14 protein-coding genes are annotated in these 14,108 nt (G+C 46.3%); 13 read left to right on the forward strand and 1 reads right to left on the reverse strand.

The window, feature by feature from the left end:
• A partial coding sequence (locus H6G03_RS28860) for a transposase (RefSeq protein WP_199315526.1) occupies window positions 1–787 on the reverse strand: 787 nt, incomplete at its 3' end.
• A 184-nt stretch (window positions 788–971) separates the two neighbouring features.
• Here H6G03_RS28860 and H6G03_RS28865 point away from each other — a divergent pair.
• The 13 genes from H6G03_RS28865 (at window position 972) to H6G03_RS28930 (ending at window position 14,088) form a co-directional block, all read left to right on the forward strand.
• Entirely contained in the window at window positions 972–1,175 is a 204-nt protein-coding gene (locus tag H6G03_RS28865; protein ID WP_190472453.1) for a hypothetical protein, read from the forward strand.
• Window positions 1,176–1,613: 438 nt separating this feature from the next.
• Window positions 1,614–4,913 carry a CHAT domain-containing protein gene (locus tag H6G03_RS28870; RefSeq protein ID WP_190472455.1) on the forward strand — a complete coding sequence of 1,100 codons (3,300 nt, stop codon included), beginning with the start codon at window positions 1,614–1,616 and terminating at the stop codon, window positions 4,911–4,913.
• Window positions 4,910–5,335 (forward strand): hypothetical protein, encoded by a 426-nt coding sequence (locus H6G03_RS28875; protein ID WP_190472457.1) that lies wholly within the window; start codon window positions 4,910–4,912, stop codon window positions 5,333–5,335. Before H6G03_RS28870 ends, H6G03_RS28875 begins: the two co-directional genes overlap by 4 nt.
• Window positions 5,336–5,339: 4 nt before the next feature.
• Window positions 5,340–6,749 carry a hypothetical protein gene (locus H6G03_RS28880; RefSeq protein ID WP_190472460.1) on the forward strand — a complete coding sequence of 470 codons (1,410 nt, stop codon included), beginning with the start codon at window positions 5,340–5,342 and terminating at the stop codon, window positions 6,747–6,749.
• Window positions 6,746–7,036 carry a hypothetical protein gene (locus H6G03_RS28885; protein WP_190472463.1) on the forward strand — a complete coding sequence of 97 codons (291 nt, stop codon included), beginning with the start codon at window positions 6,746–6,748 and terminating at the stop codon, window positions 7,034–7,036. The genes H6G03_RS28880 and H6G03_RS28885 overlap by 4 nt, the downstream gene beginning before the upstream one ends.
• 386 nt (window positions 7,037–7,422) lie before the next feature.
• Window positions 7,423–8,376, forward strand: a complete 954-nt coding sequence (locus H6G03_RS28895; protein WP_322111994.1) for an RluA family pseudouridine synthase — start codon at window positions 7,423–7,425, stop codon at window positions 8,374–8,376.
• A 579-nt stretch (window positions 8,377–8,955) separates the two neighbouring features.
• Window positions 8,956–9,474: a phycocyanin subunit beta gene (locus tag H6G03_RS28900; RefSeq protein ID WP_190472469.1), complete on the forward strand. Its 519-nt coding sequence runs from the start codon at window positions 8,956–8,958 to the stop codon at window positions 9,472–9,474.
• A gap of 113 nt (window positions 9,475–9,587) precedes the next feature.
• A complete protein-coding gene (gene cpcA / locus H6G03_RS28905; protein ID WP_190472472.1) occupies window positions 9,588–10,076 on the forward strand; it encodes a phycocyanin subunit alpha in 489 nt (162 codons plus the stop codon).
• A gap of 252 nt (window positions 10,077–10,328) precedes the next feature.
• Window positions 10,329–11,192: a phycobilisome rod-core linker polypeptide gene (locus H6G03_RS28910; RefSeq protein ID WP_190472475.1), complete on the forward strand. Its 864-nt coding sequence runs from the start codon at window positions 10,329–10,331 to the stop codon at window positions 11,190–11,192.
• 74 nt (window positions 11,193–11,266) lie between these two features.
• Window positions 11,267–11,521 (forward strand): phycobilisome linker polypeptide, encoded by a 255-nt coding sequence (locus H6G03_RS28915; RefSeq protein ID WP_190472478.1) that lies wholly within the window; start codon window positions 11,267–11,269, stop codon window positions 11,519–11,521.
• 98 nt (window positions 11,522–11,619) lie between these two features.
• Window positions 11,620–12,417 (forward strand): HEAT repeat domain-containing protein, encoded by a 798-nt coding sequence (locus tag H6G03_RS28920; RefSeq protein WP_242056825.1) that lies wholly within the window; start codon window positions 11,620–11,622, stop codon window positions 12,415–12,417.
• 20 nt (window positions 12,418–12,437) lie between these two features.
• Window positions 12,438–13,160 (forward strand): HEAT repeat domain-containing protein, encoded by a 723-nt coding sequence (locus H6G03_RS28925; RefSeq protein ID WP_242056824.1) that lies wholly within the window; start codon window positions 12,438–12,440, stop codon window positions 13,158–13,160.
• An 88-nt stretch (window positions 13,161–13,248) separates the two neighbouring features.
• Window positions 13,249–14,088, forward strand: a complete 840-nt coding sequence (locus H6G03_RS28930; RefSeq protein WP_190472484.1) for a phycobilisome rod-core linker polypeptide — start codon at window positions 13,249–13,251, stop codon at window positions 14,086–14,088.
• Window positions 14,089–14,108: the final 20 nt, after the last annotated feature.

A 14,108-nucleotide genomic window follows, 5' to 3' on the forward strand; every position in this document is an offset into this window, starting at 1 on the left:
GGAAATGTAAGTCTTGCCATAAACTAATTCGTAGTTGTCCCAATTGAGGGTGAGCTACTTCTACACTTTCAATTGCTGGCGTCCAAGTGGTGGAATCATTCAGTTTAAACTTATTTCCATGTAGGCGAGGACGTCCTTTCCCACAATAACTTGGCGGCGCAGTCCATAAACATAGATTAGAACGCAGACGAATTAATTTGTCTGCTGGAATATTAGCCGTCTTAAGTATGAAAGGGGCGCATCCATATTCGCTATCCCACAAAGAAATCGGCCTAGTGGGTAAGTATTTACACACCTGTTTTAGCTGCCATACGGCTTTATTGATCGGATTTTCCCAGCTGGTAATTCGTTCGTGTCTTAATGGTATTGCCCAACTACCGGAATCTTCTGGTATCCACGCAATGGTACTGTATCCCTGACCGATGGTAATCGGTCGATTCCCATTCACAGCAGTTGCTTGGTGTTCAACTGTTCTTTCTTGTAGTGTTTGTGCATCTTCTCTGGGCCAAACTGTGTGGTCACCTGCTAATATTGGGCGTACATCTGTTGGCATCTGTTCGATGTAAAGACGCATCAGCTTGTTACGCTGTGGCCTACAATCTTGTAGAGCCTCATAGACACTTGGCCAAGACCGTCGAAACACTGGTGATAATGATAGATCTGCTAGACACTGAGCATGACGGGTGAACAGGATAGCATCTGTCAGTTCAAATGTAGCATCCTTGGCTTTGGTTAAATGTTCATAAGCGGCTTGACGAAAAGCTTTTAGTTTGTCAGCTTTAATCATTATGTAGATGCTAGTTGGTGGTACAACTTTTAGCTTCTACCAGACTGGAGTACCTGTGTCATTAGTACACTTGTACTTCAGCTTTGCTCAACTTTTATCTATCGAGTCGATCGCGTCAGTAAAACTTTACTCTTAGGAGTTTAGACATCGCACCTGCGGTGCGATAGTCTAAACTCCAGTTATTATGAACCAGCCCAAAAGAATAGCAGACCCAGAAAAATTCAAGCGCATTCAGCAACGCTTTCAGGAAGTTAACCGCCAGCTTGATATTTGGAATTTGAAATTGGAACAATTAAATGCAATGATGGAAATAGAATTGTGTCAACAACGGTTAGAAAGAATTGAGAGAAGAAAGAAGCTATCCATCGCGTCAGAAACTAAAGAGTGATTGTGTGGGTAGGAATATTAATCGATCTTTGTACCAGATCGCCTTTGTAGGGGCGAAGCATTCGGGCGACAATTTCTTACACAAACCCAAAAATTATATGTCCGAATGCTTCGCCCTCTCGGGTTAAAGCGAGGCGACAATTTCTTACACAAAACGGAAGATTATATGTCCGAATGTTTCACTCTCTCCAGGTTACATTACGCCGACAAATCCTTACATAAAACCAAATATTTTTTATCCAAACTCTTCGCCATGTTCCGGTTAAGATTCCGCGCCAAGACAGGGCGAAGCATTGCGGAATAGAAATTTTCGCCATTCCAATTCAATTTATCGCCGCAATGCTTCGCCCCTACAACATTAACAAAATCGATATTTTCAGACCAACCTCAACCATAAACGGCTACAATCGAGGATAACTGTAACTCCAGGGTGCAGCTGATGTTCAAAAAGATTGGGCGCTGGCTAAAAAGATTGTGGCAGCAGTTGTTTTTGCCGTCACGCATCCGTAGGGACAATACACCAGCTACCGCTAAGGCAGGTAAGAGGAAAGCACCTCGGCGCAGCGATGCAGAATATGAAAGTTTGTTTTTGCAACTGCTGGATAGGGAGGGAGAAAATCCGAGTCGGCAGAATATTAAAAGTTTTTTGTTTACCAAACTTGTTGATGAAGATGAGTTGGCGGCGTGGTTGCGTGGCTTTGGCAGCAAGTTGTTGGAATCACCCGAATCCCATCGGAAATTAGCGCGGCGGATGGTGCAACTGGGTAAGGTTGCTGGTGGGGAATTGGGAGATGTGGCGGGAGAAATTGGCAGGGAATTGTTGGGAAATTCAGAAACTCAAACAAGTATTGTCGCCACATCTGTTATCTCAAGTGTTGATAAGCAAATTGCCAATACAACAATTTCGGTTTCTGATAATGTTCCAGTAGATGTAGGTGGGAAAGTTCTAGAGTCGTTCATACGAGGCGCTCATGGTGTTCCAGTAGATGTAGATGGGGAAGCTGTAGAGTGGTTTAAGCGAGCCTTTGATCAATATGATGCTGGTAATATTCAGGCGGCAGTTGGTTGCTTTCAACGAGTGATCGAGATTTACCCTAACTTCTACAATGGTTGGGAATTTTTGGGCGATATGCTGAAGAAGTTAGGGCAGCACCAAGAAGCGATCGAAGCTTATCAACGGGCGATCGAGATTTCCCCTAACTTCCACCGAGCCTGGAATAGTTTGGGCAATGCGCTGGTAGACTTAGGGCAGTACCAAGAAGCAATTGACGCTTATCAACAGGCGATCGAGATTTCCCCTAACAACCACGATTCCTGGTCTGGTTTGGGCAATGCGCTGTATAGCTTAGGGCAGTACCAAGAAGCGATCGAAGCTTATCAACGGGCGATCGAGATTTCCCCTAACTTCCACGATGCCCGCAATGGTTTGGGCAATACCCTGAAGAACTTAGGGCACTACCAACAAAAAATGGAAGCTTTTCAACGGTCGATCGAGATTGTGCTTGACTTCCACAATGCCTGGTATGGTTTGGGCAATGCGCTGTATAACTTAGGGCAGTACCAACAATCAATCGAAGCCTTTCAACGGGCGATAGACATTTCCCCTAACTTTCACCAAGCCTGGAATAGTTTGGGCGCTACGCTGGAAAAGTTAGGGCGGTACCAACAAGCAATCGAAGCCTTTCAACGGGCGATCGACATTTCCCCTAACTACCACAATGCCTGGTATGGTTTGGGCAATGTGCTGTATAACTTAGGGCAGTACCAACGAGCAATCGAAGCCTTTCAACGGGCGATCGACATTTCCCCTAACTTTCACCAAGCCTGGAATAGTTTGGGCGTTACACTGGAAAACTTAGGGCACGGGCACGACCAACAAGCAATCGAAGCCTACAACCGCGCTTTAGAAATAACGCACAATCAATTATGGGAAAGTTGGGCAAATCGAGGTGGTGCAATCTATAAATTACACGGCTATCAAGCAGCATTGCGAAACTGGGATGAGGGGTTGCAATCTCTCCAGCCAGAGACACGCGACTATCAAGAAGGTTGCGCTGACTTACATCAGCAGAAAGGTGAGGCCCACTATCGTTACGGAAAACAACAACCAAATCCCCACCCCTACTGGCGCGAATCAAGAAACAGTTATATCACCGCCCTAAAAACACTTTCCGGTTCCCAAACTTCCATCTTAGGAGAAGTTCTGGGCACACAAGTTAGCCCCCGCTTCCAGTTATTATATCTGGAAATCTTACAAAACTTAGCCAAAGTCTGTAACGCCCTCAACTACCAAGAAGATTTTCAGCTATGTTTGGATATTGGCGATACGATGCTGGAAAATTTGTTACCAGAAACTGATTCACAAGAAAGGAAAATCCAGTTAGCCAACAAATTCGCTACCTTCAGTCAATTGCGAGTAGTGCTGTTAGCGCAGTCACCGCAACCAGAAAAGCAGATAGAAGCACTTTTGTTAGCGGAAAAACGCAAAAATCTCTGCTTGCGTTGGATGCAGAGTAACCGTTATGCAGAGACGTTTGATGAAAGCCCCGTAAAATATGCCGATATTCAACAACTGCTGAATAGCCAAACTTGCGCGGTTTACTGGCATTACAGCCCTGCTGCGATTACTACTTTTATTATCCACCATGACGGCATACAGGTTATCTCTCCCCAAAATAGCCCAGATAACCCCGCCGTTGCTGACATTCAATTCCAAAATTTTGAAGATTGGCTAAAAGATTGGAAAGAAGACTATAAAACCGACCGCGAAAAGGCGAAGAAAGAAAAAGGCAAAGGGCGTTGGCGCGATGAAATGGAAAATCGCCTGATTGAGTTGGGTAAGATTCTGGATATTGAGACAATCAACAATAAGATAGGTGATGATGTTACCCAATTAATCTTAATTCCTCACCGCGATTTGCACTTGCTACCTCTCCATTATCTGTTTCCAGAAAAATTCACTATCACCTATCTACCTAGTGCTAAACTTGGCATTCAGTTGCAACACTCATCCCCTGACATCGGCGCACAACTGCTGAGTGTGGAACATCCTTCTGATTTTATGCCTTATGCGGCAGTTGAATCGGCTAAAATTGCGGAACTTTTCCCCCATCATCGTCGCTACAGTACAGATGCGACTAAAGATAAAGTCATAGAACTGCTGGGTACATCGGCGGATATCTTCCATTTTACCGGTCACGCCTACCACAATCTAAACAGACCGATTGAGTCGGCTTTGTTATTGGCGAACAAAACAAAACTGACTCTGCGGGATATCTTCGATTTGGATACGCCCAGTCACGCACTCGTTTGTCTTTCTGCTTGCGAGACGGGACTGACCGGTAACGAAGGCTTGATTGATGAATTTGTCGGACTTGTCAGCGGTTTTCTGGCGAAGGGTGCAACTTATGTTATCAGCACTCTTTGGCGGGTGCAAGAAATCTCGACTGCTTTGGTGATGATTCGCTTTTACCAGTTGCTAAAGGAAAGCGTTCCCCCCGCCGTCGCACTCAAACAAGCCCAAAACTGGCTTCGCACTGTGGAATATAGCACGGTTATCCCGTTGCTTCGCCAGTTTGCGGTTGAGTTGGAGTCGGAAGCGCCCCATTGCAGCGAATTTCTGGAGGGTACTGCCGATCGCGCAGAAGACAAGGCAGGTAAAATGGGATTATGCGATCGGTCTTATGCCCATCCTTATTATTGGGCAGGATTTATCCTCTCTGGCAAGGTGCAGTCATGACTACCCTACAACCGCAAATTTCTTTCCCGGACGCCCTCACGCTGCAAATTCTTCTGCAAGCGCTTCACAACTTAGAAACGCCCTTGTCATCGGAACTCATCGCCGATATCAATAAAATTGGTGAATCTTTAGCTAACAATCAGTCTGTAACGCTTGCCATCAGAAGTTTAATCAAAAAAGATGACAAGTTGGAAGCTTGCTATCGCGATGTACGCAAAATTTTATACGAGGTCTTCGAGTTTGACGAACGCAACAAAGCAGGCGAACCGGAAGAAGACGAAACCGCTGCCGATGTAATTATACTACAAAATAAACTGCCGCGCATTATCCAAATATTAATAGAGCCAAACGTGCAAACCGCCATCCAAACGGAAGTTAAAGAAGAAGGCTTGGAAAGTATTCAAATAGTTATGATGCCATAAACCCATGAACCCATCACCGTACATCTACTACCCCAGTTTAGATCTGTTTCTCTATCATCTGAGAGATGGATTAGGAGAAAGTCAAGAGAAAATCAGGGAAAATCACGCGCAATTCTGGGCTAATTTGCCGCCGGAAACCCAAGTTGACTTTGAGACGGAAGCCAAGGCAGCTAATTCAGATACTATCAAATTATTGGAATTAACGCAGGGCAAAAAAACTTATCCCATCCAAAAAAGAGTTGTTTTTGGTCACCAAATCGGCGGTTATTATTATCCTCTACTTTTGAGTGATACTTATGGGCTATTGGTGGATTGTTGTATAGAAGAAGAACAACACTCAACCATCTTAGCCCGCTGCTTCCAATCACTCAAGGAAATTATCAACAATAAACATGGCGATTTGGGTAAAACTTGGATGATTTCTGGTTATCGAGATTCATCCTTTTCTCCAGAAGATATCGCCAAATCTGCCTATCACTCGTTCACGGGAAAAGATTGGCAATATGTGAGGACTGGGAAGTTTTTAGGCGCTGATGTTTTTGAGGTTTGGCAATCTCCCCAATCTCACTATTGGCAAAGTATTGAAAATGGCGATGGCGGCGATGAAGAAAAAAGTACTGTTTTCATCGTTATCTATCCAAATCAAGACACGATGGCTAAAGCCGCCCAGTTTTATGATTCTTGGCTGCATTTATTATGCCACCGTCATAAAATCTTCTGGGCTTATCGCGAATCGCGCCGAATCAGCGAAAGGCTGCACAATCAGCTTTCTTTGGTAAACGAGACAATTCAACAAATCAATAAGTCGCAACTGGATTTATCTCTTCTCAAGAGAAATATAGCATTTTTATCCAATTATGTCATACAATTGGAACAGATGGAAATTCTGAATCAAGCGATCGAAGTAAATCGGCAAAACTATAAAGCTTGGTTGAATCACATCATCAATAAAGCGAGTCAAGAAGGCGATACGAATCTTAAGTTTCTGGAAGAATTCAATGTCATTACGAATCAATACCAGAAACAAATTCAGCAAGATTACGCCACTTTCCAAGCCAGTTTGGGAATTTTGTCCAGCTTGCGCGACACAATTCGCGGTATAGTAGAAATAGAGCAAGCCCAGAGCGATCGCCGCATCGAAACGCAAACGCGCAACTTCCAAAATGGCGTAGCCGTCGTGGGTGTAGGCGTAGGAGTTGCATCGGTAACCGCATCAGCAGTTTCTCCATTTGTAGAAGCTATCACCAAACAGCGATCGGCAAAAATAGAGAACGGCAAAGATATTTTCATCCCCAGCAATGCGCTGTTAAACTTCAGCGTCAGTTTGATTATCAGTCTGATGCTGGGATTGCTAGCTAGCTTAATAGTTGCAACTGCGTTAGGAATGTTGCGATCGCACGATCCGCCTTCATGATAAACAGCGACAACATAAAAACCGAACAGATTTGTCACGAGTTAGATAAAATTTTAGCAGATTTAGATGTAAAAAATCTAGCCAAACAGCATCTAGAATCATGCAATTTTAAACTGCGCGGTTACTGGGATAGCAAAAATGAATACAAGGATGATGAAATCGGCGATCTAATTCTCGTCTTGGATGAGAATTTGCAAATCGTTGATGAAAATTGGATTATAGATGTCGAATCTCCTTTCGTTCTCGCCAAACAGAAGACAAATTTACAGCACTTCAATATTGAGTGATATCATGTCCCGTTGCATCAGTAACGTCAAAAATTTGCATTCACATCTGTGTTCATCTGTGTTTATCTGTTTTCATCTGTGGTTAAAATTTAACCCACGATTCATGCAGATAATGCTCAACATCATTCTTATACTAGCCATCCAACCAGACACGATATGAGGTACACAGAAACCCGGTATACTTCACCCAACTGAAATCGGCTATATTTTTTACCGCAGATGAACGCAGATCGAAGGTGTACCACAACCGATCGCAATCTGGTTTAAAACACATCTCAACCCCATCCTAAGCGATCGCACTCCCAAATCCCTCTCTTCCTTCCCGTCTTCGCGGTTCGTAAAATAGAAATAACGAGTTCAGCTAAACCCCCATCTCTCACTCAGAAATTGACCTCACAGTCAACGAAACCACCGACTTCCTCACAGACAACCAAATCGATCGCCTCGATCGTTGGTTAACCAATAAATTACCAGATCTTTCCCGTTCCCGCATCCAAAAACTGATCGAACAAGGGTGGGTGCAAATCAACGGGAAAATTTGCGCGTTCAAAAACACCAAAGTCAAAACAGGCGATCGCATCCACGTTACCATTCCCAACGCCCAAGTTACCGAAATCCAACCCGAAGAAATTCCCCTCGATATCCTCTACGAAGACGACAACTTGCTGATTGTCAACAAACCTGCCGGTTTAGTCGTACATCCCGCCGCCGGACACCAAGCGGGTACTCTTGTCAATGCCCTTTTGGCACATTGTCCTCTGGCAGAAATTGGCGGCGTCCACCGTCCCGGTATTGTGCATCGATTGGACAAAGATACCACCGGTGCGATGGTAGTTGCCAAAACCGACCTCGCTTACCAACACCTGCAAGCGCAACTGAAAGCAAAAACCGCCCGCCGGGAATATCTAGGTGTGGTTTACGGTGTCCCCAAAACGGAAACTGGGACGATCGTACAACCGGTCGGTCGCCATCCGGTCGATCGCAAAAAAATGGCCGTTGTCCCGGAAGAAAAGGGCGGGCGTTCCGCCGTGACCCACTGGCGAGTCCAAGAACGCCTCGGCAATTACACCCTGATCCACTTCCAGCTAGAAACCGGTCGCACTCATCAAATTCGCGTCCACAGCACTCACATGGGTCATCCGATCGTGGGCGACCCGGTTTACAGTTCCGGACGGGACATCGGGGTCAATTTGCCGGGTCAGGCGCTTCATGCTTGGCGACTTTCTTTGCAAAATCCTATCTCCGGACAGATGATCCAAGTTACAGCGCCCCTACCGCAACACTTTGTCACCCTTCTGGAAGTGTTACGCCGACGAGGGGCCATCCCTCATCTCTCGTAATTTACATTTCTTTACTTATTTCGAGTTTACATTTGTACACAAAACTCATTGCCCGATCGGACTCAACCTCAGCCTAAATTCTTTAGGATACGGTAATTGTGACGATTATAAAGAAATAATAAAACTAGGCTCAGACGAACCGATAAGTATAAATACATGAAGTAATGTAACGAAATATCGGAGTTGCCAGAGTGCAGAAGCAAGATATATAAAGCATTTGATGCTTTTGTTCGTACTCGGTGAAGGAACTTAATAATTTGTAATAAATAAAGCTCGAACGGCAGTGTATAAACATAACCTGTAGGGATTAGCAGACAGGCAAAAGTCAGACAAAGCACTGATTAAGAAAGTTTTAGCCTTTCTCATAAAAGGTTGAAAATTTCTCAGAAATATCCTCTATCCTTATAAAAGGTTCCCACAAGGAAGCAAGCGGTAGGGGAAGTAACCAGAAAAGGTGCATTTGCTCGCCGTCTGTGAAAAACCCCGCCAAGCTGGTTCAGATGCCTGAATTAGCTTAACCGAGATACCAGTTTTTAATCCAAAACGCTCTCAACCAAACAAATTTAGGAGATTGAGCTCATGTTAGACGCATTCGCCAAGGTTGTTTCTCAGGCAGATGCCAAAGGTGAATTCCTCAGCAGCGCCCAACTGGATGCCCTCAGCAACTTAGTTCGCGATGGAAACAAGCGCTTGGATGTTGTTAACCGCATCACCAGCAATGCTTCCACCATCGTTGCTAGCGCCGCTCGCGCACTGTTTGCCGAACAACCTCAGCTGATCGCTCCTGGTGGCAATGCTTACACCAACCGTCGCATGGCAGCTTGCTTGCGCGACATGGAAATCATCTTGCGTTATGTTACCTACGCGATCCTGGCCGGCGACTCCAGCGTGTTGGATGACCGCTGCTTGAACGGTCTGCGCGAAACCTACCAAGCTCTGGGTACCCCCGGTTCTTCCGTGGCAGTTGGCGTAGGCAAAATGAAGGACGCTGCTGTTGCGATCGCTAACGATCCTCAAGGCATCACCCAAGGCGATTGCAGCTCCTTGATTTCTGAAGTGGCCAGCTACTTCGATCGCGCTGCCGCTGCTGTTGCTTAATTAAAGCTTTAAAAGCTCTGGCAGGAATAGTATCCTGCAAAAGCATTACAGTAGACGCGATTTACCCAAGTTAGTTAGCAAACTTTGCAAAGAATACCGGAGATACCAAGAACATGAAGACCCCAATTACCGAAGCGATCGCAGCAGCTGATACCCAAGGCCGTTTTCTGAGCAACACCGAACTGCAAGCTGTTCGCGGTCGGTTAGAACGCGCTGGCGCTAGCATGGAAGCTGCTCGCGCTCTGACCAACAACGCGCAAAAGCTAGTTGACGGTGCAGCTAACGCGGTGTATCAAAAGTACCCCTACACCACCCAACTGCAAGGCTCTCAGTATGCCTCCTCTTCGGAAGGCAAATCCAAGTGCGCTCGTGACATCGGATACTACCTACGCATTATTACCTATAGCTTGGTTGCCGGTGGTACTGGCCCATTGGATGAATTCCTGATTGCTGGCTTAAGCGAAATCAACAGCGCTTTCGATCTGTCTCCCAGCTGGTACGTTGAAGCCCTCAAGTACATCAAAGGCAATCACGGTCTGAGCGGCCAAGCTGCTAACGAAGCTAACACCTACATCGACTACGCGATCAACGCCCTGAGCTAATCGATCGCTATGGCCCGGAGGGGTATGCAGGTGCTGGTTGTGGAACTAGCAGTTGCTTATTTCTCCGGGCATTGTTTTATCTACTGGGTCATGAGTCATCAGTCATTGGTAATTTTTCGTTGTTCATTTCTCTCTTGTCGATCCGGCGAAGCATAAATAGAAAGCGATCGAAAAGGCAAATGACAAATGACAACTGACAAATGAGATCTGACAACTGACAAATGACAAAAAAGTTTGTTGGGAGAAGGAAAAGTGGCAATAACAGCAGCAGCATCCCGCTTGGGAACCTCAGCTTTTAGCGATGCAGCTAAGGTTGAACTACGCCCCTACGCAACGAAAGAAGATATCGAGAATGTGATTCGTGCCGTGTACCGTCAGGTTCTCGGCAATGACTATTTAATGGCGTCAGAACGCCTGATCAGCGCCGAATCGCTTTTGAAAGATGGTAATCTGACAGTCAAAGAGTTTGTACGCGCCGTAGCTAAATCGGAGCTATACAAAACCAAGTTTTTCTACAACAATTTCCAAACCCGGTTGATTGAACTCAACTATAAACATCTGTTGGGACGGGCACCCTATGATGAATCAGAGGTAGCTTATCACCTCGATTTGTATCAAAACAAAGGTTACGACGCTGAAATAGACTCCTACATCGATTCTCTGGAGTATCAAAGCAACTTCGGCGACAATATTGTGCCCTACTATTGCGGTTTTGCCTATCAAGCAGGACAAAGAACGGTAGGTTTCACCCGCCTGTTCAGGCTGTACCGGGGTTACGCTAACAGCGATCGTTCCCAAGTAGAAGGTAACATCTCTCACCTCGCTCGCGAATTGGCGCAAAACAGCGCTTCCTCGATCGTAAAACCTTCAGGTAGCGATGAAAGCTGGTCTTACTACCGCGCATCTGGCGATGTGCCTCCCCGTAACTGTTTGGGTGGTTCTTACGGCGAAAGTGGCCGCGTCTATCGCCTTGAGGTCGCAGGTATTCGTCAGCCAGGATATCCCGGAGTGCGTCGCAGCAGCACTGCTTTCCTAGTGCCATACGAGAATCTGTCCAACAAGATGCAGCAAATTCTCAAAGCAGGCGGCAAAATCGTCAGCGTCACCCCAGCTTAATAATTTTAGATTTTGGAACTTAGATTTAATCCAAAATCCAAAATCCAAAATCCCAATAACAGGAGGTAAAAACAATGCTTGGTCAAACCGCGATCGGTAGCGCTGGAAACACGCCTTCTGGTAGCCGTGTTTTTCGTTATGAAGTTGTTGGCTTACGCCAAAACGAAGAAAACGACAAAAATAGCTACGCCATTCGCCGCAGTGGCAGCGTTTTTATTACGGTGCCTTACAGCCGTATGAATGAGGAAATGCGGCGAATTAATCGTTTGGGCGGAAAAATCGTCAGCATTCAATCTTTAACTAGCGAAGAAGCTGCCGCAGCCCAATAGAATCAGAAAAATAAGCGGCAAGAGAAGTCGATCGCAATAGCGACAAACCCTTACACACCAGATCCATGCAGGAGTTCAATCCTGAGACCTCTGGCGAAATGCAAAATGCTCCCCCCTTAACGGAAGCGCAAGCGATCGCCAATCTCACCCACCCAGACTTGAGTCTTCGCTACTATGCTGCTTGGTGGCTGGGAAAATTCCAGATTCGCACCGAAACAGCTGTAACTGCCCTGATTGCGGCACTAGAAGACGAAGCTGACCGCACAGAGTTAGGAGGCTATCCCCTACGGCGCAATGCAGCGCGGGCGTTGGGAAAAATAGGAGATCTGAGGGCTGTACCTGGTTTGCTCCGGTGTTTGGATTGCACTGACTTCTATGTCAGAGAAGCGGCTGCACAGTCGCTGGGTATGCTGGGCGACCCGGTAAGTATTCCAGCACTGATGCAGCTGCTAAACGGTGGTTTGGCAGCTGCTGTGCAGGTACCCGGACAACCTCACCTAACACAACCCTACGAAGCGGTGATGGAAGCCTTGGGATCTCTCCAAGCAAGAGAAGCAATTTCCCAAATCGAACCCTTCCTAGAACACCCAGTAGAGCGAGTGCAATACTCTGCCGCTAGAGCTATGTACCAGCTAACCGAAGATTCTGCATACGGAGAACGCCTTGTGCAAGCTTTGGCCGGCAAAGATATACAATTGCGCCGGATAGCTTTGTCTGACCTGGGCGCTATTGGCTATTTACCGGCAGCTGATGCAATTGCCTCCTCAGCAGCAGAAAACAGCTTTAAACTGATCGCCCTCAAAGGCTTACTAGAACATCAACTTAGCCCAGACAAACCGGACACGCTCAACGATGCCGCCATCAAAGTTATGCACCTGATGGACACTCTCTTGTAAACAGGGAATTGGAAACAGGGATGGAAAATTGGGAAACGGGAATGGGAAATGAAACAGGGCAACCGCAAAACTGGGGAGTAGGAAATCGGGACAATTTTTCTACTCAAAACTCAAAACTCAAAATTCAAAACTCACCCAGCCCTCAATCCCTCATTCAAGCTGTTGAAGAAGCGGATAACCCCGGACGGCTTATAGCAGCAGTACGCGCCCTAGCAGATGCCCGTTTAGAAGCAGGAATTCCCACTTTAATAGCCGCTTTGGGTTATAACAACCCAGGTGCAGCATTAGCAGCAGTGGCAGGGCTGATCCAAATGGGAGCATCAGCAGTACCTCCTTTGCTGGAAAAACTAGATGGGTACAACTACGGTGCGAGGGCTTATGCCATCCGCGCCTTAGCTGCGATCGCAGATACCCGTGCCCTGGAAATCTTGCACAAAGCAGCTCTGACCGACTTTGCCCCCAGCGTCCGCCGTGCCGCCGCCAAAGGATTGGGAAACCTTCATTGGCAGCAGCTCAGTCCCGATCTGATTCAAGCCGCCCAAGAAAAATCTTTTCAAGCGCTTCGACAAGTCTCTCAAGACTCCGACTGGTCGATCCGCTATGCAGCCGTTGTCGGTTTGCAATCCCTGGCTCAAGAGTCCGGCTTCAAAGAGCAAATCCAAACGCATTTCCAGCAAATGCTCGCATCGGAAAGCGATCGAGCAGTTCGTGCTAGGGTGCGATTAGCAACTGTCAGCAGTTAGCAATCAAAACAACTAACAACTGACAACTAACAACTGACAGTGATAACTAACAAATTAGCTATCGAAATCAACCATCAACTACCTAAAAATGGCAATCCCACTTCTAGAAATTACACCAACTACGCAAAATCAGCGCGTAGCAGGCTACGAAGTTCCCGACGAAGACGACCCCACTCTTTATCGTTTGAATCCTAATTCGTCTGAGTCCGATGTTAATGAAATTATCTGGGCAGCTTATCGCCAAATTTTCAGCGAACAGTTGATCCTCAAAAGCCACCGCCAAGTCTCTTTAGAATCATTATTGCGGAATCGATCGATATCCCTCAGAGAGTTTATTCGGGGACTCGGCAAATCCGAAGTTTACCGGAATATGGTAGCTGAAACAAACTCCAACTACCGCTTGGTTGACATCACATTCAAGCGCTTCTTGGGACGTGCCAGCTACAACAAAGATGAACAAATCTCCTGGTCAATTGTCATAGCAACCAAGGGATTGCACGGCTTCATTGACGCCATTGTTGATAGCGAAGAATATCTGCAAAACTTTGGCGATGACCTCGTACCTTATCAACGCCGTCGCTTCAACGAACGTCCGTTCAATTTGGTAAATCCTCGCTATAGCGACTATTGGCGCACTCGCTTGATTCAGCTCGAAGGTCGCAGCTACTATCAAGTGAAGCTTTACGGTACAGGCGAACCAGACAAACAAGTTGCTCGCAGAGCGATTCCCAGTAACTTTTTGGAAATGGCTCGCAGTATCGTTACCCCTCAAGTCAATTATCAGCGATACAAAGACCGGGCAATCAATCAAGCCAGAAGATCTGAAATTCCGGATATGACTCGCCAAGGTACCACCGTTAAACCAGCAGTGAGTCGCACCGAAGTTGCCCTTCCCTATCGCTACATACCCTCCGATCCTAAAGTGTAGCTTCTTAGTTTGTCGTTCAT

Source organism: Aerosakkonema funiforme FACHB-1375 (assembly GCF_014696265.1).
Classification (GTDB): Bacteria; Cyanobacteriota; Cyanobacteriia; order Cyanobacteriales; family Aerosakkonemataceae; genus Aerosakkonema; species Aerosakkonema funiforme_A.